This is a genomic window from Tenacibaculum jejuense, from assembly GCF_900198195.1.
In the GTDB taxonomy this organism is placed as follows: Bacteria; Bacteroidota; Bacteroidia; order Flavobacteriales; family Flavobacteriaceae; genus Polaribacter; species Polaribacter jejuensis.
The window spans coordinates 1,505,722-1,531,477 of sequence record NZ_LT899436.1 but is presented as its reverse complement, the minus strand read 5'-3'; the positions used below and the strand labels follow the sequence as shown (position 1 = coordinate 1,531,477).

Annotated in this window: 21 protein-coding genes; 8 read left to right on the top strand and 13 right to left on the bottom strand. The window is 29.4% G+C overall.

Going from position 1 to position 25,756, the window contains the following annotated elements:
* Window positions 1-123 precede the first annotated feature (123 nt).
* The 4 genes from AQ1685_RS06955 to AQ1685_RS06940 all read left to right on the top strand — a co-directional run bounded on the left by AQ1685_RS06955 (window position 124) and on the right by AQ1685_RS06940 (window position 6,497).
* Window positions 124-1,101 (top strand): hypothetical protein, encoded by a 978-nt coding sequence (locus AQ1685_RS06955; protein WP_095070695.1) that lies wholly within the window; start codon window positions 124-126, stop codon window positions 1,099-1,101.
* Window positions 1,102-1,169: 68 nt separating this feature from the next.
* Entirely contained in the window at window positions 1,170-1,946 is a 777-nt protein-coding gene (locus AQ1685_RS06950) for a hypothetical protein (protein ID WP_095070693.1), read from the top strand.
* A 302-nt stretch (window positions 1,947-2,248) separates the two neighbouring features.
* Window positions 2,249-5,509 carry a cellulase family glycosylhydrolase gene (locus tag AQ1685_RS06945; RefSeq protein WP_095070691.1) on the top strand — a complete coding sequence of 1,087 codons (3,261 nt, stop codon included), beginning with the start codon at window positions 2,249-2,251 and terminating at the stop codon, window positions 5,507-5,509.
* A 103-nt stretch (window positions 5,510-5,612) separates the two neighbouring features.
* A complete protein-coding gene (locus tag AQ1685_RS06940; RefSeq protein WP_157730138.1) occupies window positions 5,613-6,497 on the top strand; it encodes a hypothetical protein in 885 nt (294 codons plus the stop codon).
* Window positions 6,498-6,566: 69 nt separating this feature from the next.
* On the opposite strand, the gene AQ1685_RS06935 is transcribed toward AQ1685_RS06940, so the two are convergent.
* The 3 genes from AQ1685_RS06935 to AQ1685_RS06925 form a co-directional block, all read right to left on the bottom strand.
* Window positions 6,567-10,592: a hybrid sensor histidine kinase/response regulator gene (locus AQ1685_RS06935; protein WP_162288556.1), complete on the bottom strand. Its 4,026-nt coding sequence runs from the start codon at window positions 10,590-10,592 to the stop codon at window positions 6,567-6,569.
* Window positions 10,593-10,762: 170 nt separating this feature from the next.
* On the bottom strand, window positions 10,763-11,851 hold the full coding sequence (locus tag AQ1685_RS06930) for an amidohydrolase family protein (RefSeq protein WP_095070685.1): 1,089 nt from the start codon (window positions 11,849-11,851) through the stop codon (window positions 10,763-10,765).
* A 29-nt stretch (window positions 11,852-11,880) separates the two neighbouring features.
* Window positions 11,881-12,414 (bottom strand): 3-hydroxyanthranilate 3,4-dioxygenase, encoded by a 534-nt coding sequence (locus AQ1685_RS06925; protein WP_095070684.1) that lies wholly within the window; start codon window positions 12,412-12,414, stop codon window positions 11,881-11,883.
* A 305-nt stretch (window positions 12,415-12,719) separates the two neighbouring features.
* Between AQ1685_RS06925 and AQ1685_RS06920 the strand changes: the two genes are divergently transcribed.
* From AQ1685_RS06920 to AQ1685_RS06905, 4 genes are all read left to right on the top strand, one after another.
* Complete coding sequence (locus tag AQ1685_RS06920; RefSeq protein WP_095070682.1) at window positions 12,720-13,514, top strand: hypothetical protein; 795 nt, start codon at window positions 12,720-12,722, stop codon at window positions 13,512-13,514.
* Window positions 13,515-13,566: 52 nt separating this feature from the next.
* On the top strand, window positions 13,567-14,193 hold the full coding sequence (locus AQ1685_RS06915; RefSeq protein WP_095070681.1) for a hypothetical protein: 627 nt from the start codon (window positions 13,567-13,569) through the stop codon (window positions 14,191-14,193).
* Window positions 14,194-14,658: 465 nt separating this feature from the next.
* A complete protein-coding gene (locus tag AQ1685_RS06910; protein WP_095070679.1) occupies window positions 14,659-17,013 on the top strand; it encodes a penicillin acylase family protein in 2,355 nt (784 codons plus the stop codon).
* An 18-nt stretch (window positions 17,014-17,031) separates the two neighbouring features.
* Entirely contained in the window at window positions 17,032-17,475 is a 444-nt protein-coding gene (locus AQ1685_RS06905) for a thioredoxin family protein (RefSeq protein ID WP_095070677.1), read from the top strand.
* 39 nt (window positions 17,476-17,514) lie between these two features.
* Here the strand turns inward: AQ1685_RS06905 and AQ1685_RS06900 are convergent, their stop codons facing one another.
* The 10 genes from AQ1685_RS06900 to kynU all read right to left on the bottom strand — a co-directional run bounded on the left by AQ1685_RS06900 (window position 17,515) and on the right by kynU (window position 25,619).
* Window positions 17,515-18,090 (bottom strand): hypothetical protein, encoded by a 576-nt coding sequence (locus AQ1685_RS06900; protein ID WP_157730137.1) that lies wholly within the window; start codon window positions 18,088-18,090, stop codon window positions 17,515-17,517.
* A gap of 144 nt (window positions 18,091-18,234) precedes the next feature.
* Window positions 18,235-19,026 carry an SDR family oxidoreductase gene (locus tag AQ1685_RS06895; RefSeq protein WP_095070675.1) on the bottom strand — a complete coding sequence of 264 codons (792 nt, stop codon included), beginning with the start codon at window positions 19,024-19,026 and terminating at the stop codon, window positions 18,235-18,237.
* A 9-nt stretch (window positions 19,027-19,035) separates the two neighbouring features.
* Complete coding sequence (locus AQ1685_RS06890) at window positions 19,036-20,475, bottom strand: aldehyde dehydrogenase (protein WP_095075020.1); 1,440 nt, start codon at window positions 20,473-20,475, stop codon at window positions 19,036-19,038.
* Between the two features lie 8 nt (window positions 20,476-20,483).
* Entirely contained in the window at window positions 20,484-21,167 is a 684-nt protein-coding gene (locus AQ1685_RS06885) for a phytanoyl-CoA dioxygenase family protein (protein ID WP_317042157.1), read from the bottom strand.
* Window positions 21,168-21,569: a RidA family protein gene (locus tag AQ1685_RS06880; RefSeq protein ID WP_095070674.1), complete on the bottom strand. Its 402-nt coding sequence runs from the start codon at window positions 21,567-21,569 to the stop codon at window positions 21,168-21,170.
* A gap of 9 nt (window positions 21,570-21,578) precedes the next feature.
* Window positions 21,579-21,782 carry a hypothetical protein gene (locus AQ1685_RS06875; protein ID WP_095070672.1) on the bottom strand — a complete coding sequence of 68 codons (204 nt, stop codon included), beginning with the start codon at window positions 21,780-21,782 and terminating at the stop codon, window positions 21,579-21,581.
* 9 nt (window positions 21,783-21,791) lie between these two features.
* On the bottom strand, window positions 21,792-22,307 hold the full coding sequence (locus AQ1685_RS06870; protein WP_095070671.1) for a DUF1697 domain-containing protein: 516 nt from the start codon (window positions 22,305-22,307) through the stop codon (window positions 21,792-21,794).
* A complete protein-coding gene (locus AQ1685_RS06865; protein WP_095070669.1) occupies window positions 22,307-23,719 on the bottom strand; it encodes an FAD-dependent oxidoreductase in 1,413 nt (470 codons plus the stop codon). The genes AQ1685_RS06870 and AQ1685_RS06865 overlap by 1 nt, the downstream gene beginning before the upstream one ends.
* A 33-nt stretch (window positions 23,720-23,752) precedes the next feature.
* Window positions 23,753-24,355: a hypothetical protein gene (locus AQ1685_RS06860; RefSeq protein ID WP_095070667.1), complete on the bottom strand. Its 603-nt coding sequence runs from the start codon at window positions 24,353-24,355 to the stop codon at window positions 23,753-23,755.
* Between the two features lies 1 nt (window position 24,356).
* Window positions 24,357-25,619, bottom strand: coding sequence for a kynureninase (gene kynU, locus AQ1685_RS06855; RefSeq protein ID WP_095070666.1), 1,263 nt, complete (start codon window positions 25,617-25,619; stop codon window positions 24,357-24,359).
* Between the last annotated feature and the right edge of the window lie 137 nt (window positions 25,620-25,756).

Genomic DNA, 25,756 nt, shown 5'->3' with positions numbered 1-25,756 from the left:
ACTCAAAAAACAAGTTTTTTCTTTGCTACAACATTTTAGTTGAAGTACTAAAAAGATGTATATGCTTTACTCTATCCCAACTATAAAAAGAGTAAATATTAATAACCCATTAAACATTTTACAATGAAAAAACTAATCACTGCAATTAGTATCACATCAGCATTATTGTTTTTACAATCGTGCGACAATCAAGAAGAAGAATTAAATATTATTGAAAACGAAGCTAACATACACCCTGAACATGTGTATGGACCTGCTATAACCATTAAAGATAGTGAAGAATCTGGTTTAGCAAATAGAAACACTAACAGCATTAGCACAAACTGGAAAAGGATTTCGTATGATGATCTTCGAACTTTTGAAGATGAACATGGTAGAAAATCTTTCACAAATACAGATGGTTTAAAAAATAGATTCACATTTATTTTAAATAAAGGTAATAGAAGACCAAATAATGTTAGTATTAATGGTAGTAAGTTTGGATTTGGTTCTAACCCTAACGGTAGATTTAACTGGAATGCAGATTTTAGAGCTTCTGGTAAAAAAACCAAGAATTCTAACTCAACATATACACGTTGGAAGAGAATACAAGATATTCCAGCTAGATGGGATAGAAACCGATCTAAAAAGGGAAGATGGATGGAACTACAAGGTGAATGGAGAGTAGAAACTACTAACGAAACTAATTGGAGTGTTACAAATAGTTTTAGCCATAGTTTTAGTCTTGAAATTTCGGTTCCAGATACTTTTAAAGCTACAAATACTTTTACTGTTGGTTTAGATAGAACCAAAGGAGGTAGCGAATCAAGGAAAGTTACCGATGTATTAAGAGGTGGAAGAATTTGGGTTCCGGCAGGTAAATCTGTAGTTTGGGAAGCACAAGAACGCCATAAAACTAATAGATCTACTTGGAGTGTTCCTTTAGAATTTAGAGGAAGAATTGGTGCAGATTATGGGACTCAAAAACATCATGGAGCTCACTTTTGGAGCGTACCAGCTAAAAACTTCTTTTACGATTATACAGAAAGAGATCGTAAGTACGTGATTAACGTTAATGAAGATAATAGTAAACAAATAAGAGTTCACGCTTACATTCAATAAAAAATAAACATACATCTTTTTAGTACTTAAATAAAAATAATAAACCCAAACTAATACCCTCAAAAATTATGAAAACCTCTATTACAAAAAACATCTTAGCTTTTGCTACTCTATCAATTTTCATTTCTTGTTCATCAGAAGAATTAGTTACCAACAATGATATTCTTCAAGAACAAAACACTTCTAATCATTTAAACGAAACCAATACCATTCAGGCTAAAACTCCTAATGACAAAAGCCTTAAACTATTCTGTAAAATTGGTAGAAGTGTAAATATAAGTAAGAAACCCTCAGGTTCTCTAAAAAAGAGATTATCGCCTTTCTATACTGAGAACTCAAAAAGAACTTCTCAAACTTTTAAGTTAGGTGCTAACGATTTTATTTTTAGAAAAGACGGTAAAACAAAACACTCAAGGTGTGAAGCTTTCTTAGGCGCTCAAGCTCCTAGTAGAGGAAAGTATAAGGTTCTAGAAGCTCAAATGAAAGTAAATACTGCTTTAAAAGAAGAATTAACTTTAGCGCAATACTTTTCAGTAAATAAAAGTAAACCTCAAATCGCACTTAGAATAGATAAAAGAGGTCGTCTTAAAATTAATAGAACTGTACTAACTAATGAAAACATGGCTGGTAAATCTTTCTTTATAAGAATAGAAGCTGACGGTCATAAAGTAAGAGTTAAATACGCCAAGTCTTTAAGCGCTTTAAAAAAGAAAAGATCTTGGGATTACAATCAAAATGTTAGGTATAAGAATACAAGAAATCAGTTTAGATGGGGAGCATATTACAACTCTAAAACTGGAAAAAATGTTTCTAACACTGTAACAAATTTATTTACAAAACGTTAAACATCTCACAATAACATAAAGCCTATAAATAATTATAGGTTTTATGTTCCTTATATCCATTTTAACCTAAGTGATATACATTATAATAAGCTTTATTACTGATACAATGTAGCTGTATTTTATTCCCTGAGTTTATTAGTTTAACCTTAGACAAATTCTGGTAATAATTATCAGTTAACAACTCTTCTGTGTAATAATGCATATTTACATCAATTAATTTACAAACAAAACCTGTGCAAAAGCACAAAAAACTGACTTGCTATCAGTTAAAAACCAAATAAACAAACGAAAAACTTTAAATTATGAAACTTACAAACATAAGTATACCCTTATGCTTTTATGTAATTTTTTCTTTAATTACATTAAACCTATCAAGTCAAACTATCGTTGAAAAACACGGTAGATTACAAGTGAAAGGAAATACAATAGTAGATAAAAGTAATACTCCTGTCAGCTTAGCTGGTAATAGCTTATTTTGGAGTAACGCTGGCGATACATCAGACTTTTACAATGCTGAAACTGTTACACATTTATATAACAACTGGAATAGTTCTATAATTCGAGTTGCAATGGGTGTAAAAGAAAGTTGGGATTCTGGTAGAGGTTATATTGATAGTCCAGAAGCTCAAAAAGCTAAAATCAGAAAAGTTATCGATGCAGCTATCGATAATGGTATGTATGTTATTATAGATTGGCATACTCATGAAGCAGAAAAATATGAAGACGAAGCTGTTGTCTTTTTCAGAGAAATGGCTGCTTTATACGGAAATTACGATAACGTTATCTATGAAATTTATAACGAACCAATTCGTCAAACTTGGCAAGAAATTAAAAGCTACTCAACAGCTGTAATAGCTGCCATTAGAAGTGAAGATCCTGACAATTTAATTGTAGTTGGAACTCCAACTTGGTCACAAGATGTAGATTTAGCATCTCAAGATCCTATTAGTGATGTTAATGTTGCGTATACATTACATTTTTATTCAGGGACTCACACTCAATATTTAAGAGATAAAGCGCAAACTGCCTTAGATAATGGTATTGCTTTATTTGTTACAGAATGGGGAGCAGTTAATGCAACTGGTGATGGTGATGCAGATGTTTCTGAAACTGAACGTTGGATGGATTTTTTAAAAGAAAATCACATTAGTCATGCAAATTGGTCTGTTAGTGATAAACCTGAAGGAGCTTCTATTGTTTTAAAAGACAAAGGAATAAACGGTTTACAAAATGATGAATTAACAGAAACTGGTGTTTTTATTAAAAATTTAATCAAAAACTGGCAAAATGATACTGATACAGACCCAGACCCTGATACCAGTCACGGTAAAATAGAATGTTCTACTGTAGATTGTATCCTAAAAGCTATGAAAAATGCCAAACCAGGAGATGAAATTATTATAGCCGAAGGAATTTATATTCCTAAAGAAAAAGACAATACGAATGGTAGAGCTTCTAGGTTTTTCTCTGATAAAAATGGAACTCAAGAAAAACCAATTATTATTCGTGCTAAAAACCCTAACAAACCACCTATTTTAAAAGCTCCAGAAGGAAGCTATGATGGTTATGTAATGAGAATTCTTGGTGATTTTTGGCATGTTAAAGATCTTATTATGGAAGATGGTTCTAAAGGTTTAGTTTTTGATAACGCAAACAATGGAATTATTAGTAACATTACCGTTAGAGATATTGGCGAAGAAGGAATTCATTTAAGAGATGGTTCTAGTAATAATTTAGTTATCAACTGTAATGTTTCCAATACAGGAGTTAAAAAACCTGGTTTTGGTGAAGGTATTTATGTTGGTTCAGACAAATCTCAACACAACAATCCTTATGATCCAGATTGTGATAATAATACTATTGAAAATTGTGTGGTTGGACCAAATGTAGCTGCTGAATGCTTTGATATTAAAGAAGGGACTACAAATACAATTATAAGAAACTGTACTTTATCTGCTAAAGGTATTACAGGAGAAAATAGTGCAGATGCTTTTATTGATCTTAAAGGAACTTACACATTCGTTTACAACAATACTTTTAACTTAGAAAATTCTGATGTTATTAATGCTGTTATAGATTTTCAGGATAGAAAAACAGGTTATAAAACAGGAAATAGAAATGCTGTTTTTAATAATACCTTTAATTTAGGAAACAGAGCAGATGAAATTCCTTCAATGCGCGCTAAAGGTGGTAAACCGTCTGAAATTCATTTTTGGAATAATAAAAGAAATCCTACTGGGGTTGATCCTATTTCCAATTTCTCATTAAAAGCAATGGTATTATCATGTCCTTCTTGGAACATTGTTCCTTGTGAAGATAATACTAATATTAAGCCTGTTGTAACTATCTCCTCTCCTATTCAGAACGAAATATTTTATATTGAAGATAAAATTAATGTAAATGTTTCTGCTGAAGATACAGATGGAAGTATAGAAAATGTTGAGCTTTATCTTAACGGTGAAAAAATAGATGAAGATGACTTAAAGCCATACGAGTTTTCTATCTCGGATTTATCTGTTGGGAACTATACATTAACAGTTAAAGCTACTGATAACGAAGGGGCTTCTTCTGAAGACGAAGTTTCTATTGAAGTAAAAGAAAACAATAACACTAATGAAAAACCAACAGTAACAATTACTTCTCCAAATACCAATAGCACATTTATAGAAGACACAAATATTGAAGTTAGCGTAAACGCTGAAGATACTGATGGAAATATTGAAAATGTTGAGCTTTATGTTAATGGTGAAAAAATAGATGAAACGAATACTAAACCTTATCTATTTACTATTTCTAATCTTACAGCAGATGATTATACGATTTCTGTAAAAGCTACTGATGATAATGGCGCATTTTCGGAAGATGAAATTATTATTAAAGTTACATCAGAAGATAATAACAATAATTGCAACTTTGGTACGCCTATACAAAATGGTTTGCCTTCTTTTAATGATGTTTCTTTTTCTTATGCTCATATTTTAGGTAACAACGGACCTAGTTTAGCTAATTTAAGACGTTTTAGAATCAATTGGAATGCAGCTCAAGGTAGACTTAGAAGATTTGCAATAAATACTGATAATGGAATTCCTAAATACTATGTAGATTTAAAAAAGAACATGACATATGGTTTCTCTAATCCTAATCCATATGTTACTATTACCAATTCAAGAATAGATCGTTTAGATGGTTCGTACTGGGTTACAAAACATCAAAACAATTTTGTTATGGTTTCTAGAGATAAAGATTTTACAATCTACTTTAGTAATTCTGCAACAAAACCTAATTGTTCTCAAAACGAAATTACTTCAAGTTCTATCAATACTGATATTCAACCAACAGTTTTCCCTAATCCAAACAAAGGAAACTTATTGACAATAAAAAATCTTACTTCAGGAAAAAATAGTATTTCAATTATAAACTTTGATAATCAAGTTTTCCAAAAAGTAGAAGTTGAAAATGTAAATAGTACTCAAATAGATACGTCTTCTCTCAAAAAAGGTATATATGTAGTAGTTATTCAAAACAATGGAACGAAAAGAACCATTTTACTTTCTAAACTATAGCAATTAATACAAAGCCATCTTTTTAAGGTGGCTTTATAATCAAACTAAAAACAAATCTCCAACTATGTAAAACTATAAAAGAACACAAAAATAAAACCCTAAAATGAAATATCAATCTATTATATCAATTGTCAGCGCAAGTATGCTATTACTTGCTTGTCAAAATGAAAATGAGCTTATAAGTGCTCAAGAAGATAATAAACTATCCACAGAAGAAACTATCGATTTATACAATAGGAATTCAAATTTATCAAATTGTAATCCTGGTAAAAAAAATATGTTTACAAGAGAAGTAGACATAAAAAACCCAGTAAATGATGGTAAAATTGATGATCGAACTTGTTTCTCCGACTATTTTGAAACTAAAGAAGGAAATACCACTTATGGTAATTATCAAATAGCTGAGAATTCTAATCACTTTGGAAGTAGATTACAACCCAGAATGGAACGCTCTTTTCCTAGATCCAACAAGAAAAATGGAAGTTTTGTAGAATTTAAAGGAACTGTACGAATATTACAAGTTGGTAATACTACTTCTTCAGGTAATGATGGTACTTACATCGCTCAAGCTAAAGGAAAACATACAGGTGGAGTTGGCTCCCCAGACCCAGCTATTTGTTTATACCTAGCTAAACCAATTTACGGTAAAGATAAAAAAGGAAGAAGAACACAAGTTGCTTTTGATATTTATAGAGAACAAATTAATTACAGAGGTGGTTCTGGTAAAAATGGTCGAAAACTTGTTAAGTTAACTAGAATAGATAAAGGAAGACCTACCAATTTTGAATTAAAAGTTGGATTTAGAACTAAAAATGGTAAAAAAATACAATATGCTAATGCCGTTATTGGTAATAAAAACTTTTCTTGGAATATTCCTCAACCACAAAAGGGAAAGGAATCTGGAATTAGATACGGTGCATATCGTGTAAAAGGTGGTAAAGCCAGAATACAATGGGCTAACACATCTTTCAAAAGAGTAAACAAATAATAATTATGTAGTAATTTGTTTAATTTAGTTTGATTATAAAGGAAGGCCTGTAAATACAGCCTTCCTTTTTTATTTTAAGCACTCTGTAAAAAACTTGTCACGGTAAACACTAGGTGATAATTCATGATGTTGTTTAAACACTTTAGAGAAATGCTTGCAATCCTTATATCCAACTTTGTAAGCCACTTCTGAGATTGTAAAATCTTTATTTTCTAGCAATTTAGCAGCTCTTTTCATTCGTTTACATGTTATAAACTCTTTGGGTGTTTGATTTGTATATTCTTTTATTTTAGCAAATAACATTGTTCTACTTAACCCTAATTCATTTGCAAATAAAGCCACATTAAAGTTATAATCTTCAATATGTTTTTCTACTATGAAATGTGCTTTATTTATTAAATCATCTTCTTTAGAAACATAACTATTACTTTCTATTTGAATATCGTTCTCATTATTTATTTTACTAATAGCATTAACTTTTGTTTTTATTAAGTTACTTATTAATAAATTAAACTCACTTATATTGAAGGGTTTGGTAAAATAACCATCTGCTCCTACTAATAAACCATTAAACCTATCCACGTCAGAAGATAATGAAGTAAGAAGAATCACAGGAATGTGATTTGTATTTTCATTATGTTTTATTTTTTTACATAAATCTATTCCGTCCATTAATGGAATTTTTATGTCTGAAATTACTAAATCTATATGATGTTCAATAATTTTTTTGTAGCCTTCTTTCCCATCTTCAGCAATCTTAATATTATATTTATTTTTGAAATTATCGACTAGAAAATCTCTGAATTCAGTATTATCTTCAACAATTAAAACTGTTCTTTTATTTTTATCAAATTTTAAATTATCAATTTTTTTTATGTTTAATTTTTGTTCGTTTAATACGTCATATTGATAACATATTTCCGAATTTGAATTCTTTGTACTTTCCTCAATAAACACATTTTTATCAAAATGACTCTTCCCTTTTTTGATTTGTACTTTAAATACAATTTCTGAAGATTTTTTGTTACGTACTTTAATAATCCCTTTATGTAAATCGACAATTTTTTTAGCTACATAAAGTCCTATTCCAAAACCAGAATCATGGTCTTGATAAGAAATATTTGGATCTACTTTTGAATAAAAATTATTAAAAATATTACCAATCTCACTTTCTTTTAAAGGTGATTTTTGAAAATTAGACACTTCTATATTGATTACATCTTTCTTTTCTTTAATTCCTATTTTTACTTTACCATTTTTAGGTGAGTGCTTGAATGCATTTGAAATTAAATTATAAAATACTCTTTCTAAACTTAGCTTATTACAATATAGATTGACACAATCTGAGGAGGAAGTAAACGACAATTCAATATTTTTAAGCTCTGCAAAATCTTTAAATGAATTGCAAATATTTTTCACTATTGATATTATATTTTCTTCTTTAATTTTAAAACTCTTGCTTTCTTCTAAAGATCTAAAAAACAATACTTCATTAGATAATTTTAATAACTGATTTGCATTTCCTTCAATAACTTTAAGCTTCTTAAAGATTTCTATTTTCCCATTATAATCCTTAAGAATTTGTTGTAACGGTAATAAAATTAAGCTTAACGGAGTTCTTAAATCATGTGAAATATTAGTAAAGAAATCTATTTTGTTTTTATTTAAAATTTCTTGATTCTGGCTTTTTAATTTTTGCTTCTCTAACTTGAATTTAAGTTTTAGATTATTCTTATAATTAATACCATACAAATAAATCCCCACTATTATTAATAAAACATATAAACTGTAAGCCCAATACGTTTTCCACCAAGGTACCTTTATGTTTACTTGTATACTTTTTACTTGCGCATTTGGGATATCAGCTAACTTTACTTGAAAGATATAGTTTCCTGCTTTTTGCGGTATAAATGAAGCTTCATTTTGCTTCGTATATATCCATTCGGCATTTAACCCTTTTAATCTGTAAGCGTATGTATTTTTATGAAGATTGTTAAAATCTGGACAAGCAAATTGAATGGTAAAAAAATGTTCATTTGGATTTAAATACACAGTATTTAAACCTAATAAATTCTTATTTGAATCTTTTTGATTGATTTGAAAATTTGTGAGAATGATCTCTGTTTTCCTATCTTTTTTCTCTAATTTATCTGGATTAAACCTTATAACATTATTAACAGTCGAAAAATAAAAATCTCCATAATTATCTACACTGCAAGCCCCCATTAAAAAATCATTCCCCTTAAAAGTTTTAGATTCATTGTGAAGTCTTATCTCTTTTGTTATTAAATCATAACTAGTTATTCCTATATTACTTGTAAAAAAAACACTTGTTTTAACTTGACCGAGAATACTGTAAATTGAAGTAAGTTGAAATTTATCTTTATTTTGATAAACTGACTGAAATGAATTGTTTTCATACAAAAACAAGCCATTTTCATATGAACCTGCTATAATTTTCCCTTTGTTCGTTTTAAAAAATGATGTGATTTTATTTGCTAATACATCTCCATTATCATTTAAATAAAAAGATATTTTAGGTTTTTCAAATTTTTCATCAGCAGTAAATTGAAACTTTGTTATTCCTTTTTCAGTTCCTATCCATAGGTGATTATTTATAGAATCTAATAATAAACTTCTAATTTGATTGTGTGTTATAACTTTCCTTTCTGAAAATTTATTTTTAAACTGTTTAATAAACTTGAAGTTTTTTAAGTTATAAACGATCAACCCACTACCAAAGGTTCCTAATATTAAATAGTTTTTAAACTGTACAATATCGTATACACTAACTCCTTTAAAATTCGTATTGTAATGCTTTAAAATATCATTTTGCTCAAATTTTTCTGTTTCCAAATTGAAATAGAAAATTCCATTTTTTAAAGTAGTAATCCATAATTGAGATTTAACAATATTTATTTTTTTGATTTGTTTGTCTCGAAATCCAACGCTTAGTTTTTCACTCAACTCTTTTTTAAAAGTTTTTTCTTTACTAAACACCTTAATTCCTTTTGAAACAAAAAACATATTACCTTCTTTATCTCTTGTCATAGAATTACACAAGGATAACCTTTTAAAGCTATTCGCTTTCTTATAGTATATTTTATTAAAAGAAGAATCATTATTTAAAATATTAATTCCTCCATAATAAGTTCCTACAATTACTTCTCCAAGTTTATCGGTATAGATATCTTTGATACTATTTTTACTTAAACTTTCCTTTCTTCCTTTTTGATTGTATAGTTTTAGTAACTCATTTCTTTGATTTAAAACATAAAGTCCTTCAAAGGTTCCAATCCATAAATTATGATGACTATCATACTGTAATTTTCTAATATCTTTTGATTGTATTTTTGTTTCTAAGTCTGAAGAAATTAATCTAGATAGTTTTTTATTAAAAAGTTTTAATCCATCTTTTTTAGTGGCTAATAAAAGTTTATGAGTTTCAAAAAAAGTAATATCTTGAATATTTAATTCTTTTGTTTCACGATAGTATTCTAATTTATTTTCAAGTTTATTTAGTTTACAAAGTCCTTTATTTGTCGTTATCCACACATCATCTTTGTCTTCAAAAAAACTAGTAATTGTATGGTTTGATAAATCATACCCGTCGCTACTTTTTATACTAACGGGATTAAATGTATCCTGATCATTATCATATATAAAAAGCCCTCTAGAAGTTCCAATCCAAAGATTTCCATTTTTTAATTGAAAAATTGACTTTATAATTAAATGAGACAATTTGTCTTTTGTACATTTTATGATATATCTCTTAAACTCATTAGTTTTTAGATTATAACTGTTTAAACCAATGTTAGTTCCTATCCATAAAAGACCTATTTTATCTTTTTTTATAGCGGTAATATCATTACTTATCAAAGTATTTAATTTGCAATCATTTGCTTTAAAAACAGTGATATTTTCTCCATCAAATTTATTTAATCCATTGCGTGTACCAATCCACAATTGACCTAGATTATCTTTCTCTAAAGCAGTAATAATACTATTTGATATTCCATGCTCAGTATTAATTTTTATAAAATTATTGGGTACTTGAAAAGCATATATTTTCTGTACTAAGAAACAGAAAAACATAAAATAATAGATTCGGAGGGGGACCATTTTATTAAATATTTTGGGCAAAATACTTAATAATTTTACTTTTAAACAAAATTTAACACTAATATTAAAATTTTGAAACATCATTAACATAAAAAAAGCGTATATAAAAATTAAATACGCTTTTTTTTTATGTTTTTATAATATTACATTAAAATCTTATCTACCAGTTCTTGTTTTTTAGTTTCATTATCTCCAAACAACCATTGCAACACATTACACTGCCACATTTGATCTCTATCTTTTTCTGATATAATTTCTCTGTCAATTGCTAAATCTAAAATTTTCCCTGGATAAGATGATTGTTTATCGCTCTGCATTTCTCCTAATGGATAGGGATCGTCTAAACCTATTAATACCTGATCTACTCCTTGGTTTTTTATCAATAATTCTAAAGAACCCGTATCATGAACTAATGTATCAAAGAAAATATTCTTATGTCCTACTGCTTTTCTTGGATGTTCTTTACCATCAAATAAATCAGGACGTCCATCAAAACCTTGAATTCTTCTTCCTAAATTCATTTGTGCTAACTGACCTCCATGTGCAAAACATACACGCATGTTTGGGTATTTTTCGTAATACCCATTCAATGTTAAAAAGTGATAAGCATCTGCACACTGGGCTAACATCCAAATTAAATGAAAACGCCAACTTGTATTTTCTAATTTGATGAACTTTTCTCCGTCATAAGGATGAATTTCGACTGCCAAATTATATTTATCAGCTAATTCAAAAATAGGTTCATTCTCTTCATCAAAAATACAACGCCATGTTCCAATAGTATCCATGTAATGTGTTGGTAAACATAACAGATTCATTCCTAACTGTTCAACACATCGTTCTATCTCCCAACAAGCTCCACGAACAAAACCAGGATGGACTACAAAACCACAGGTAAATTTACTTGGATGATCTTGCTGAATTCTAGCATTAAAATCATTTTGAAAACGTAACGCTTGCTTCATTTCTTCTAAACGTAATCCGTTTCCATATAATTGAGATAAGTTTAAAACTACTGCATGATCAATTTTAAAATGCTCCATCCAAGCTAATTTTTCTTCTAAGAAAAAACTTGAATCTGTTACAGGACGACTCCAATCTTTCTGTAACATATACTTACGATCTTTATCAACCCAAAAAATACCTTTATCCTTCATGTACTGTGGAATTTCTTCTGGATACGGAAGTAAGTGTGAATGACCGTTTATACGTAGTTTTCGTTTAGCTTGCATTAGTTTCTTTTAAGGTTTCTATTTTTCAATTAAGAATTAACTTTTTTCTTTGGAGCTTCCATTACTGTTCCGCAGTTAGAACAAGTACATTTTTCTCTATCTGAATAATATTTATCAAAAATAATTGGCATATCTGTTTCAATATTATCTAAAGCAAACTCTTCTCTGTACAAAGGTGTACCACAATTCTCACAATACCATTCTAAAGCATCTAACATTCCTTCAGATCTTGGATATTCTATAACTAAACCAACTGTATTTTCTTTACGTTGAGGAGAGTGAGGTACTTTTGCTGGTAGCAAATAAATATCTCCTTCATTAATTTCTACATCAATCATTTCGCCTTTATCATCAATAATCTTTAATACCATGTCACCTTCTACTTGATAGAAAAATTCTGGTGTTTCATTGTAATGATAATCTTTTCTATTGTTTGGTCCACCAACAACCATAACGATATATTCTCCATTATCCCAAACCTGTTTGTTTCCCACTGGTGGTTTCAATAAATGACGATGTTCGTCTATCCACTTTTTAAAATTTAGGGGTTGTACTAAATTCATATTGTTTTCGTATTAAGTTATAAAATTAAATAAAAACTAAAGAGAAAAATATCCTTATTTCGTAATAATATAAAATTATTATAAATAAATAACTTCTTCATCTTTTTTATAAAAATCTCAAAATCCACTAAAACTTTGGTTTCCTGAATAAAAACTAAAATAATTAATACAAACAATAAGTTTTTCTAACGAAAATTACTACTACTACTTTGATAATAATTGATTAATTTTAAGGAAACAATTTTGGGAAACTCACAACTTTGAACGCTTCCCTAACAAACTTAATTCGATCAAAAAAAACAACAATGAAAACTAAACTATTTAATTTTTTTACAGCTTTTTGTATTCTTTTTTTATCCTTTTCTTCTTGTAAGAATAACGAAAAAGAGAAAAAAACAGTACAAGAGGAAAAAACAGAGAAAATCAGTATTGAAAAGCTTACTGAATCGCCTGCATATTCTGATGCTACTTTACAATTAAATCAGCCTGGTAGTATTGCTAATACCATAGATGGAAAAGTTGAATTTAATTTTGAAATCAACAACTATACACTTGGTGCACAAACAGACAGTCCAAATACTAAAAAGTTAGCTAATTCAGGAAAAGGACAACATATCCATTTCATCTTAAATAATCAACCTTACTCTGCTCACTATGAACCTAAGTTCACTAAAGAAATTCCTGAAGGCACACACCATCTTGTAGCTTTTTTAAGTCGTTCATATCATGAATCGGTTAAAAATGAAAACTCTGTTATTGTTAAGAAATTGGTTGTAGGAGAAAACTCAAAAGATAGTTTAACTTTTGACATAGCATCTCCAACACTAATTTACAGTAGGCCTAAAGGAACATATTCAGGTGAAGATGCAAAGCATTTATTATTAGATTTTTTTGTTTTAAATACGACACTTTCAGAAAAAGGTAATAAAGTTAAAGCTAATATTAACGGTGAGGAGTTTTTGATTACGGAATGGGCGCCCTATGTTATTAAAGGGCTTCCTTTGGGTGAAGTTACTATTCAATTAGAATTAATCGATGCACAAGGCAATCCAATTCCCGGACCATTTAATAAGGTTAAACGTACTGTTACGCTCAAATAATTTATAAATATCGAGAAACATTGAGTAAGCTTTCACATGAGAAAATGAATTTATGGAATTAGATATAATCAGAAAGTTAAATAATATTGATGGAAATGATTTTATAAATTTTGACAAGGACATTAAAATTCTTGAAAAAAATATTGGAGTTAAGTTACCAAAAGTAATACTTGATTTTTATAAAAATATAGGAATCCATTCTAGCCTTTTTAAATCGGTTTTAAACGGTTTAAAAATTAATAATTATGAAATTTTAGAACTTCATATTGATGAACAAACAGGCGAAAAATGGGGTTTGGATATTAATAGTAACTTATTATTCAAACCATACGACGGAAAATGGACTAATGTCAACTATTCTGTTGAAGATTTTTTATATAATGAGATTTTAAAAACCTCATCCTTTTCTCAAAAGTTTTCAGCTATGACAAAGTATTCGATTGACGATATTAAAACGGCTACTAATAATGGTTTTTTACATAAAATAAAAATTAAGCCTATTGATTTAGAAATAGCGAATATTCATGATCTGAAAATGTGTTTTTATCAATCTTGTCCGAATGACATTATCTCAGTTGGTGAGAATACCATTTATTACGGAGCTAATAATAAATCCGATTTTGAAAACTTTATATCATCGTTTGGAAAAAATTGGCACGCTCCGTGGTTAGGTCTATAAAACGATGGTTTACCAAAGATAAACTACATATAAAAACAAAGTACATCTTGGGTTAGATCAAATGGCTGTGTTTATTTACAAAATTTCAATAATTATTAAACCTTAACGAATAACAAAAAGAAGTAATCTTTAAAGATTACTTCTTTTTGTTTATAGGTATAACTTCTAAACAAACTGATTTAAAAACAATTAAAAGAAATGATTCGAATAACTTCAAAAAAGTATCATTTCAAAAACCATCTATTATTCATATTTACAATTTCTAATCCTTTTGAAAATCAATTTGAATAGCTATTTGTAACTATAAACTTATACAAAAGACAAAAATTTAATCTATAAACAGTAAATTCCTATTAAATTAGCGTCTAGAATTTAAAAAAATTAAGTGAATCGTTTTATATATTGCAGAAAATATAAAATAAAGTATTTCTAAAATTTCTAAGAAAAGACAAATCAATACCTCTTATGAAGAAAAAAATAATAATTGCATTAGCTATTCTTTTAATTATTTCAGTTGCTGCTTTTCTTTGGATAAAGAATAGTAACAATTTCAAAAGAAACGGAAAATTTGAAATAACAGTAAATGAAAAGCCTATTAAAATCATTCGTGACGAAAATGGTATTGCTTATGTAATTGCTGAAAATAAAGCAGATCTTTTTAGAGGACAAGCTTTTGTAACTGCTCAGGATCGACTATTCCAAATGGAGTTTTATCGAGCTTTAATTAAAGGAAAAGCTTCAGAATTAGTTGGATCATCTATGTTACAATCGGATATAAAAGTAAGAGTTCTTGATATTTATGGAAATGCAAAAAGAAGTTATGCATTTTTAAATCAAGAAACTAAAAATATTTTAAACTGGTATTGTGAAGGTTATAACGAATATTTAAAAGTAGCTAAAAATGAATATCCTTTAGAGTTAAGTTTATTAAACATAACACCTACAAAACTTTTACCCGAAGATATTATGTCTGTTGTACATTTTGTAGGTTTGTTTCAAGGTCAGAATATGAATGATGAAATTATCAGTCATAATTTAGCTGCACGATTAAATAATGCCTCAGAATTATTGCCGCTTTCTGTTAATATAGATAGAACAAAACCACTACAATTCGATTCTATTTCTAAACCTAAAGCCACAACTAAAGAGCTTGCTTATACGAAACTTCCAAATCCTTTAATTCCATATCCTAAATTAGGTTCTAATAACTGGGTCTTATCTGGAAAAAAAACACAATCGGGTAAACCTATTTTAGCAAATGATCCACATGTAGATTCTAGAATTTTACCTGGATTATTTCATCCTATAGGTTTGGTTTGTCCGGAATTTAAAGCTGTTGGTATTTCTACACCAGGAATTCCTGGACTACTATCTGGTCGAAATGAGTTTGTTTCTTTTGGGGTAACAAATGCTTATGGTGATAGCCAGGATTTATTTATAGAAAAAATAGATGGTGATTTTTATTTGGATAATAACAAAAAAGTTTCTTTAAATACGAGAAAAGAAATTATAAAAATAAAAGATAGTAGCAGTGTTGAATTATCAATACGATCTACTAAAAGAGGTCCAATTATCTCTGATTTCCCTATATTCAACATCCTCACAAAAGATGCTATAAGCTTACGTTGGTCTTTAGCTGAAACTCAAAGTAAAAGTATTGGTCAAATTGCACTTTTAGAAACAAAAAACACGACTTCTTTTAGAAAAGTTTTAGCGGACATGGATAATATGTTTTATAATTATGTTTTTGCCGATGTTAATGGAAATATTGCTCATCAAGCAACAGGATTGATTCCGATTAGAAGAAATAAAAATGGTGATTTACCACAAGCTATTGATTCATTAGATAACTGGAATGGTTTTATTTCTAAAAATGAATTACCTCATCTTATAAATCCTGAAAGAGGCTGGTTAGGGACTGCTAATCATGATACACGTCCAGATGATTATCAATACTACTATTCAAATCACTTCTCTCCTATTTACAGGTATGAAAGAATACATGAGCTTTTTGCCTCTGATAAAAAATATAATGCTGATGAATCTTGGGAATTACTCTTTGATGTAAAAAATGTACAAGCACAAAAAATAAATCCTTTATTTGTAAAAGCTTTAGAAGAGAATGAAACTACAAAAGAACTTTCTGAAATTTTAAAAACATGGGATTTAACTGAAGAAATTGATAAAGTTGGAGCCGCTGTTTACACTTTATTATATAATGAATTGGCGTATCTTATTTTAAATGACGAGTTACCTGATGAAGTTGAAGACATGTACTGGGAAAACTTATATTACTGGAACGAAAGGTTAGATAAAATAATACTTACCAATCACCGTTTTATTGACAATATAAATACTCCCGAAAAGGAAAATTTAGCTCAATTGATTGTAGAAGCAGGAATTACTACTCAAAAAATACTAACCGAACGATTCGGTAAAGATGCTAAAAACTGGACTTGGGGAAAATTACATACTGTAAAATTTGCGAGCCCAATTAGACAAAATGGTTTTGGAAGCGAATTTGTTGGTGGAGAATTATTACCAAAAGCAGGATCGAATCAAACACTAAATAGAGGTGGATTTGTAAAAAATAAAGAACATCTTTTTGAAACTTCTTGGTTTAGTTCTTTCCGAATGATTGCTGATATGAACGACAATGAAAAAATTATGGGAATTATAGCTGGAGGAAGTTCTGCAAGAGTTTTTCACCCTTATTATAAATCTCAACTTGAAAAATGGCATACCAAACAATGGATTCCGTATTGGTTTTCTAAAGAAAAAATAGAAGAGCATGCCAAATATGAACTTATTTTAGAATAATAATCACATAAATTTGAAATGAAAATTAGAATAATATTTATTATCTTTTTATTACTATTAACTCAATTTACTTTTAGTCAGGAAATCAATATGATTAAAGATTGGGATGAAGCAAAAACAATAGCCACTAAAGAAAATAAGCAAATCTTAATTATTTTAACGGGTAGTGAATGGTGTGCTCCTTGCAGAAAAATGGATAAAAAAGTAATTGCGCATCATGAATTTCAAGATTATGCTAAAAAAAATCTTGTATTATTTTTAATAGATTTGCCTGGTGGTGGGATAATTTACAACAGTAAAGTAAATCAAGATTATGAAAAATTTAAAAGTAAATTTCAAGCAGATGCCTTACCTTCTCTAATCTTAACTGATAAAAATGGAATTAAAATTAAGAACTTAAAAGGTAAAATGCATCGACTAAAAAATGTAATGAAGCAGTTGAAATCTAATAGATCATCTTAACTTATAGTACAAATTTAGAAATAATAATTTCTTTTTAAACTAACTAATCACTGCTTTTGACTTTTTACCTAAGCTAGATATGGTAATCTCATTATTTAACAAATTTTTGTAAGCCAATAGATTTTCTTTTCCTTTAGATTCTTTTACTATGGATACAGGAAAAGCGAATTCAGACACACTCAAATTGGTAATTTTATTTGCTTTAAGATTATTTTCGTAATTATTAATCAACAAATTAAACTCACTAGTTTGATACTCATTCAATATATAAAATTTGCTTTTGAATGTATTTCCTACTATTAAAGCCATTTCATTTTTTGGTGAACTTAAAAGACTCTTTTTAACTAAAGGTACCGCGTAGGAAGTGCTATTCAGCTTTATAATTTGAGTTTTACTATATTCATAATCTGAATTCTTTAATGATGTAGTTAAGCTATTAAAGGTATCTTGAATTCCTTTAGATAAATTTGCTACAGAGATATATTTTCCCTTATTCATTAAATATTTGAATTTAGAAAAATGACTTGTGTTAGTATTTGATAAGGCAAAACTAGGGCATACAGCGACTAAGCCAGCACCCATGATGCTAGAGGTAATAAATCTTCTACGATTCATAAAATGTAAATTTTGATTAGTGAAAACTTTTGATAATCAAATCTACAAAAAATACATACTCCTTTTTTAAATTTGACTTAAACGTAACCTTAACAGTCACATAAGTAACTAAAACTAGTACAAACGTAAATTACAAGTAAAAACTTATAGACTTTTTGTTCGTCCACCATCAACAGGAACATTAATTCCGTTGATGTAACTAGCTCGATCGCTAGCTAAAAAAACAATTGCATTAGCAACTTCTTCTGGTTGGGCAAAACGTTTAGCTGGTGCTGCATTTTTCATAGTTTCAATAACTTTATCTACAGATGTACCTGTTTTCTTAGCTTTATTATTTATAATTTCATTTAATCGTTCTGTTGCTGTTGCTCCAGGTAACACATTATTGACTGTAATGCCGAATTGGCCTAATTCATTCGCCATTGTTTTTGACCAATTTGCTACAGCTCCACGAATGGTATTTGAAACACCTAAACCATCTAAAGGTTGTTTTACTGAAGTAGAAATTACATTAATCACTCTTCCGTAACCTTCTTCTTTCATAAAGGGGACTAGAGCTTGAACTAACACATGATTACACTTTAAATGCATTGTAAATGCGCGTTCAAACTCATCGATCTGCGCATTAAAAACTGGTCCGCCTGCTGGTCCGCCTGTATTATTTATTAGAATATGAAAATTTAAAGATGAAGCTTCTATTTTCTCTTTTAATTCTTGTGGATTTGAAAAATCAGCTACGATATAATTATGTTCTCGACTGCGCTCGAACTGACATTTTTCATTAATTTCTTTAAGTACTGCTTTTAACTTTTCTTCATTACGCGCTACTAAAGTTACACTAACTCCTTCTTCAGCTAAAGCAATTGCAGATGCTTTTCCAATTCCTTGAGTACTACCGCAAACTAAGGCGTTTTTATTTTGAATTCTTAAATCCATTTTAGTTGTTTAATATTTTATACATATATTTTTTGGTTCAGTAAAAAAACGTAAAGCTTCAAAACCTCCTTCTCTTCCCACTCCACTTGCTTTTACACCTCCAAATGGAGTTCTTAAATCACGAAGCAACCAAGTATTTACCCAAACAATTCCAGCTTGCAATTCTTGAGTCATTCGCATCGTTCTATTTAAATTGTTCGTCCATAGTGTAGCTGATAAACCGTAACTTACATCATTAGCATACTCTAATACTTCTTCTTCTGTTTTAAAAGGCATGATTGTAACTACGGGACCAAATATTTCTTCTTGATTTAATTTACATGAATTATCCTGAATTTCAATTACAGTAGGTTGTAAATAATATCCATTTTCACTCCCTAATACAGTCACTTTTTTTCCTCCAAATAAAATCTTCCCACCTTCTTTTTCAGCAATATCTATATACGATTTTACTTTTTCTAAATGTGGTTTAGAAACTAAAGCACCGAGATTTGTATCAGCATCAAACGGATTGCCAACTTTGAGTTTTGAAACTTTATTTACAAAATCTTTTTTGAATTTTTCATAGATAGTTTCTTCTACAAAAATTCTACTTCCGCATAAACAAATCTGACCTTGATTGGCAAAAGATGACTTTACTGTTGTTGCTAACATTTCATCATAATCAGCGTCCGAAAAAATAATATTTGGATTCTTTCCTCCTAATTCTAACGATAACTTTTTAAACATTGGGGCCGCTGTTCTTGCAATATGAGCTCCTGTTGCAGTTCCACCTGTAAAAGAAATTGCTTTAATACTCTGGTGTTCAACAATAGCCTGACCAGTAGTTTGACCTAAACCATGTACAATATTTAACACACCTTTTGGCAAACCTGCTTCGTTACAAATTTCACCTAATAAATAAGCAGTCATTGGTGTAACTTCACTTGGTTTGGCAACCACACAATTTCCAGCAGCAATAGCAGGAGCAATTTTCCAAGTAAATAAGTACAAAGGTAAATTCCACGGAGAAATACAACCGACAACTCCGATTGGATGACGTAACGTAAAATTCATTGCATTCAAACCAACACTTTCATGAGCTTCAGAAGGAAACTGTGTGATCGCGTTAGCAAAAAAACGAAAATTAGAAGATGCTCTTGGAATATCAATAGTTTTTGCTAAACTCAATGGTTTCCCATTATCTTTAGTTTCTGCTTCTGCTAAAAAATCAAGCTTATCTGTTATTAAATCTGCAACTTTAAGTAATATACGACTTCGTTCTTCTAAAGTAGTTTTAGACCAAATAGGAAAAGCTTCTTTAGCTGCTTTATAAGCTAATTCAACATCTTCTATAGAAGAATTTGGTATTTGTCCGTATACTTCTCCAATAGAAGGATTAAAATTATCAATATAATTTCCATCAACTGGATCTATAAATTCTCCGTTTATGTAGTTTTTGATCGTCATTATACAATTTATTTTTCTAACCATTGCATTGGAATTTCTTGATTACAAAATTCTAAATGAATGACTCTTCGATTAAATGCTGATACAGATCTTTGCGATGCATGTAACAACAATGGTTTCATGACCATCACTCCTCCTTTATCAACATTACATAATACTTCTTTTTCTAATTTGTTTTTATTGAAAGTTTCATCAACTCTAATAATTCCTTTGTTATGACTTTTTGGAATTACATGTAAGGCTCCGTTAGTTTCATTTGTATCATCTAAATGAATTCGAAATGTAACTGTATTTTCTAAAACTTCTCTTGGCGGAATAACGCCTAATTGTCCGTTTTTATTCGTCCAATTAGAATATCCATGTGTTTCTTTTTTATTCTTTACGCTTATACTTAAATCTTGATGATAACTCACAAACCAATTCGACATTTTAGGTTTATTAAAAAAGATCGCTTTAGATAAGAAATACCTTTCATCACAAATACTCTTGTATAAGTTTTTAAAATGATCATTATTGAAAATTAACTCTTGAAGTTTAGGAACTTTCAATACCAACTGACGAATAGCAAAATTGTGATCAGATTGATCTATTAAATCACACATTTGTTTTAGTTCCTCATTTGAGAAAAGAGGTTTAGAAATAGAAAAACCTTCTGTTTCTAATATTATTTTATGTGAATCTATTTCGATCAATTACTGTTTTTTGTATGCAGTTACTTTGATCTCTACTACTAAATCTGGGTGTGGTAATTGATGAACAGCAACTGTAGTTCTTGTTGGTCCGGTTTGCTTATCGAAAAACTCTCCATAAGCTTTATTATAACCTGCAAAATCGTTCATATTTACTAAAAAAGTAGTGACATCTACAACATCTTTTAAACTTGCTCCAACCGTTTGTAAGTTTCTATCAATATTTTTTAAAACTTCTCTAGTTTGAACTTCAATATCTAATTTTTTGGTATTCATTTCGTCAATAAGTTCAACTCCAGCAATTGTATTATCTGGTCTTCTAGAACTTGTTCCTGAAACAAATATAAAATCTCCCACTACTTTTACATGTGGATATGCACCTCTTGGCGTTACTTTTTTTTCCATTTTTTAAACTTACTTTTTATTGAAAATTCCTAAAGTGATTAAACCTGCTCCAAAAAGAATAGAACCTCCTACAAAAGGGAATCCTGCTCCTACTAAATCTGCAATATTAGCTGACCATAAAAACGGAAAACAGAAAACCATTCCAAAACCTCCTGAAATTATTGCTAAAATTGACAAAATGTTGATTCCTTTTTTTATACTTTCTTCGTTCATGTTATAACTTTAGTTTACTAAACTTAATAGCTTTAATGTCGTTTTTAAATTTCTTGTGGTTGCTGTTACGTTCAGCTTCTTTTCAAACAAATTGTTTGTCAATTTTGTTTTTCCATAACCTCCAACTGCATTTACATATGCAACATCCTCAATTATTTGATAAGTATCTTCTTTTGCATCTATATCAAAATATTTGATTTCTGGAATCGCTGATAAAAATGTAAAATATTGTTGTTTTTCTTCTACTTCTGAATACGGATTATTAGCGATTGCTTTTTCCCATTGAGTAACTGTTCTAGCTAAAACTGGAACATCATAGCCGAAGGTTTTAGATATTCCTTTTTTGATTGTCTTTTCTACTTCTAAAGCTTCCTTCGAAGATTTTAAAACAATATTTCCACTTTGGATATACGTTTTAACTTCAGAAAATTCTAAACCTTCAAGCATAACTCGTAATTCTTGCATGGGAAGTTTATTTTTTCCTGAAACGTTTATTCCTCTGAGTATAACAATATATGTTTTCATTATTTCAATCCAGCAATTTTATCTTCAGTAAGAATCTCTTTTGTTTCGTGATTAACTTTATTCAATACGATTTCTAATTCTTGTGCTGACATATTTTCTGAAGTTGAAACCTCTGCATCAGCAATTAAATTTAGTAACGCTTTATCTTGTGCTCGTCCTTTTTTCATTGCCTCGTTGTAACCAATATCTTCATTAAAAGTTACCATAGAATACTTTGAATAATACGATTCTGGAAACTTTTCTTCTAAATCCATTTCTAACTTACGTTTTTGTTTGAATAACGGATTTGCAACATGATCTCGCATTTCATAATAATTATCTACAGCTAAATCTGCAATTGCATCAGTATCTTTTTTACGTTCTTGTTGATACGTTTTAAATATTTGCTCCCAATCATCCTCGAATCGCTCTAAAACACCATCAAAAACAGCTACATCTTCAAAAGAAGCATTCATTCCTTGTCCGTAAAACGGTACAATTGCATGAGCAGCGTCACCAATTATTAGTGTTTTATTCTTATACATCCATGGTGAACATTTTACTGTTCCCAAAGCACCTGTTGGATTATTGAAGAATTCGTCTTTAATGTTTGGAATTAAAGCTAATGCATCTGGAAATTGAGTTTCAAAGAAATGTGTAACTTCTTCTTCTGTAGTTAAATTTTCGAAATTAAACTTTCCTTCTTCATAACTTAAAAACAAGGTTACGGTAAAACTTCCATCTAAATTTGGCAACGCAATTAGCATATATTCACCTCTTGGCCAAATATGTAAATGATCTTTACTGATTTGATGATTGCCTAATTTATCTGCTGGAATTTCTAACTCTTTATATCCATGCGTTAGATAATCTTGACTATAACTGAATAGAAATTTACGTTCTAACTCATAACTTTTTCGAAGTATTGATCCTGCTCCATCAGCTCCAAAAATAATATCTGGATTTACAGAAAATTCTTCATCAGTTTTATAACTTTTGAAATGAGCTACGGTGTTTTCAATATCTATTCTTGTACATTTAGTATTGAAATGTATGTTTACATTTTCGTGTTTTTCAGCTTCATCAAGTAGTAAAGCATTTAAATCTTGACGCGAAACTGAGTTTATATATTCTCCTGTTCTACCTGAGTAGTTAGAAGCAAAAGTATTTCCTTCAATATCATGAATTAAACGGCCATACATTGGAATGCATAATGCTTTTGCTTGTTCTTCAACACCAGCTAATCGTAGTGATTTTAATCCTCTATCTGATAAAGCTAAGTTAATTGATCGACCGGCAGAAATATCTACTTTTCGTAAATCCGGTCTGCTTTCGTATACTTCTATTTTATATCCTCGTTGAGCTAAACGTAATGCTAATAAACTTCCGCATAAACCAGCTCCAACAATTAATATTTTGTCTTGTTTCGTCATGAATAATTAATTTTTAACGAATCTGTATTTTTTTTAAAAAACCTTTTCTTCAAGATACAATTGACTATTTAAAATTGATTCATAATACATATGAAAGGCTACATAAATACTTAATAACTCTTTATCTTCTTTTAACATTCTTGTAATTAAATCTTCATGTAATAAACTTTCAGCAACAATTGCACTTGAAATGTTTACCCCTTTATCATTTAACACTATAAAAAAGTCTTTAAATATTTCTGTTTTAGCTACACTTTCTAGACAAGAAAGATAATTTCCTTTTGCAATTTCATAATCTTCTTGTTTCAGTATTGATTGATCTGTTTTATTAATAGTCCAAAAGCTATGTATCTTATTTAATTTTCTCAATTTATCTATAAATTGTAACGCTTTAGTATTAGATTCTAACATTACTAAACTATCTGATGCAATTGTTAAATCTTCAAGATATACTTTATAGTTTTCCGCTAAATTCTTTTTTGAATAAAATTTCACTAAAGCTTCCTCAAAAATTGTTTTACCTTCATAAAGAAATTCTACTTCATTTTCATCTAAACATTCTTTCAAGTTTTCTTTACTTTTATTTGAACAACTAAATAGAAAAATTAAGATTGTAATACATATAAAACGCTCCATTTTACAACAAGCCTTTTAAAATCTCAACCATTCTAAATACATCTTCAAAACTATTATACATTGGCACTGGTGCGCAACGAATCACATCTGGTTCTCTCCAATCTGTGATGATATGATGATCTGTTAATTTTTGATGCAAACTTTTATCTGCATGCTGTACTTGGATTGATAATTGACAACCTCTTTCTTCCGGATTAGTAGGTGTGATAATTTTGATTCTATCCGTATCAATTTGATTAATCAAATATTCGAAATATCCTGTAAGTTTTTCTGATTTTTCTCGTAATGCATCCATTCCTACAGTATCAAATAAATCTAAAGACGAACGGATTGCTGCCATTGACAAAATTGGTGGATTTGATAATTGCCAACCTTCTGCTCCAGACATTACATCAAACGGTTGACGCATATTGAAACGTGTATCTTTATTATGATTCCACCAACCTGCAAATCTTGGTAACTCTCTGTTATGTGCATGTTTTTCATGCACAAATAATCCTGATAAACTTCCTGGTCCAGAATTTAAATATTTATAAGTACACCAAGCTGCAAAATCTACCCCACTATCATGTAAATTAGGTTGTACGTTTCCTGCTCCGTGAGCCAAATCAATTCCAACAATACATTTCTTAGCATGACCAATTTCTGCAATACGTTTAATATCTAAATATTGACCAGTATAATAATTTACACCGCCAATTAATAGTAACGCAATTTCATCACCTTGTTCTTCAACAATAGTTTCTAGATCTTCTATTCTCAATAGTTCTTCACCAGCTCTTGGTTTCCATTCTACCAATCCGTCTTCAATATCAAAACCATGGAATTTTAATTGTGATTGTACTGCATATCTATCCGAAGGAAAAGCATCACTTTCAATGACAATTTTATACTTCTGTTTTGTTGGTTGATAAAACGAAACCATTAATAAGTGTAGGTTTGTAGTTAGTGTATTCATAACTACAGTTTCTAATGGTTTGGCTCCAACAATCTTTGCCATTTTTTCTGTAAGAAATTCATGATACGGTAACCAAGGGGTTTCTCCTTCAAAATGTCCTTCTACTCCATATTTTGCCCAATCATCTAATTCTTGCTGAATGTATTTTTGTGTTTGCTTTGGTTGTAATCCAAGTGAGTTTCCTGTAAAGTATAGCCAATCGTTTCCTTTATCATCTTTAGGAATGTGAAATTGATTTCGTAAATAAGCTAATGGATCATCTTTGTCGAGTTGTTTAGTATAATCCAAAGAATTTTCGTAGTTCATCAAAAGAATGATTTTTATCAAAGATAAAAATTCATTTTCTGATGTAAAAAAACAAATGCAATGATCTCTCATAACTTAAATACTTACTCTGATGCTTTTTTTTACTTCACTGAAGCATTTTAGAGGAGAATCTATAC

Excerpts from the sequence above, each read along its gene's own strand:
- AQ1685_RS06890 (WP_095075020.1), bottom strand. The coding sequence starts at position 20,475 with ATGACGATCAAAAACTACATAAACGGAGAATTTATAGATCCAGTTGAT.
- AQ1685_RS06950 (WP_095070693.1), top strand. The coding sequence starts at position 1,170 with ATGAAAACCTCTATTACAAAAAACATCTTAGCTTTTGCTACTCTATCA.
- AQ1685_RS06880 (WP_095070674.1), bottom strand. The coding sequence starts at position 21,569 with ATGGAAAAAAAAGTAACGCCAAGAGGTGCATATCCACATGTAAAAGTA.
- AQ1685_RS06930 (WP_095070685.1), bottom strand. The coding sequence starts at position 11,851 with ATGCAAGCTAAACGAAAACTACGTATAAACGGTCATTCACACTTACTT.
- AQ1685_RS06860 (WP_095070667.1), bottom strand. The coding sequence starts at position 24,355 with ATGGAGCGTTTTATATGTATTACAATCTTAATTTTTCTATTTAGTTGT.
- AQ1685_RS06895 (WP_095070675.1), bottom strand. The coding sequence starts at position 19,026 with ATGGATTTAAGAATTCAAAATAAAAACGCCTTAGTTTGCGGTAGTACT.
- kynU (WP_095070666.1), bottom strand. The coding sequence starts at position 25,619 with ATGAACTACGAAAATTCTTTGGATTATACTAAACAACTCGACAAAGAT.
- AQ1685_RS06955 (WP_095070695.1), top strand. The coding sequence starts at position 124 with ATGAAAAAACTAATCACTGCAATTAGTATCACATCAGCATTATTGTTT.
- AQ1685_RS06910 (WP_095070679.1), top strand. The coding sequence starts at position 14,659 with ATGAAGAAAAAAATAATAATTGCATTAGCTATTCTTTTAATTATTTCA.
- AQ1685_RS06900 (WP_157730137.1), bottom strand. The coding sequence starts at position 18,090 with ATGAATCGTAGAAGATTTATTACCTCTAGCATCATGGGTGCTGGCTTA.
- AQ1685_RS06865 (WP_095070669.1), bottom strand. The coding sequence starts at position 23,719 with ATGACGAAACAAGACAAAATATTAATTGTTGGAGCTGGTTTATGCGGA.
- AQ1685_RS06945 (WP_095070691.1), top strand. The coding sequence starts at position 2,249 with ATGAAACTTACAAACATAAGTATACCCTTATGCTTTTATGTAATTTTT.
- AQ1685_RS06875 (WP_095070672.1), bottom strand. The coding sequence starts at position 21,782 with ATGAACGAAGAAAGTATAAAAAAAGGAATCAACATTTTGTCAATTTTA.
- AQ1685_RS06915 (WP_095070681.1), top strand. The coding sequence starts at position 13,567 with ATGGAATTAGATATAATCAGAAAGTTAAATAATATTGATGGAAATGAT.
- AQ1685_RS06940 (WP_157730138.1), top strand. The coding sequence starts at position 5,613 with ATGAAATATCAATCTATTATATCAATTGTCAGCGCAAGTATGCTATTA.
- AQ1685_RS06870 (WP_095070671.1), bottom strand. The coding sequence starts at position 22,307 with ATGAAAACATATATTGTTATACTCAGAGGAATAAACGTTTCAGGAAAA.
- AQ1685_RS06905 (WP_095070677.1), top strand. The coding sequence starts at position 17,032 with ATGAAAATTAGAATAATATTTATTATCTTTTTATTACTATTAACTCAA.
- AQ1685_RS06935 (WP_162288556.1), bottom strand. The coding sequence starts at position 10,592 with ATGTTTTTCTGTTTCTTAGTACAGAAAATATATGCTTTTCAAGTACCC.
- AQ1685_RS06925 (WP_095070684.1), bottom strand. The coding sequence starts at position 12,414 with ATGAATTTAGTACAACCCCTAAATTTTAAAAAGTGGATAGACGAACAT.
- AQ1685_RS06920 (WP_095070682.1), top strand. The coding sequence starts at position 12,720 with ATGAAAACTAAACTATTTAATTTTTTTACAGCTTTTTGTATTCTTTTT.